Origin of the sequence: Streptomyces sp. NRRL S-31 (genome assembly GCF_000718775.1) — a bacterium.
Lineage (GTDB): Bacteria > Actinomycetota > Actinomycetes > Streptomycetales > Streptomycetaceae > Streptomyces.
The window spans coordinates 1-270 of sequence record NZ_JOCB01000291.1 but is presented as its reverse complement, the minus strand read 5'-3'; the positions used below and the strand labels follow the sequence as shown (position 1 = coordinate 270).

The window sequence follows — 270 nt, the reverse complement described above, 5'->3', positions numbered from 1 at the left end:
TAGGCCAGATATGGAAGCCTGGTAACGGGTGGAGTTGACTGGTACTAATAGGCCGAGGGCTTGTCCATTGATGCTCGCGTTCACTGTGTATGTTCTGAGGCAACGACCTGTTGCCGGCTTTGAGCAGAACGCATAACAAAAAAGTGTGCTTGTTCGCTCGAAACCATCAGGGTTTCGGTGGTCATAGCGTGAGGGAAACGCCCGGTTACATTCCGAACCCGGAAGCTAAGCCTCACAGCGCCGATGGTACTGCAGGGGGGACCCTGTGGG

Annotated in this window: 1 rRNA gene; it reads left to right on the top strand. The window is 54.8% G+C overall.

Annotated elements, in window-relative coordinates:
• Window positions 1-173: 173 nt before the first annotated feature.
• A 5S ribosomal RNA gene (gene rrf / locus IF37_RS41140) occupies window positions 174-270 on the top strand; the annotation flags it as partial.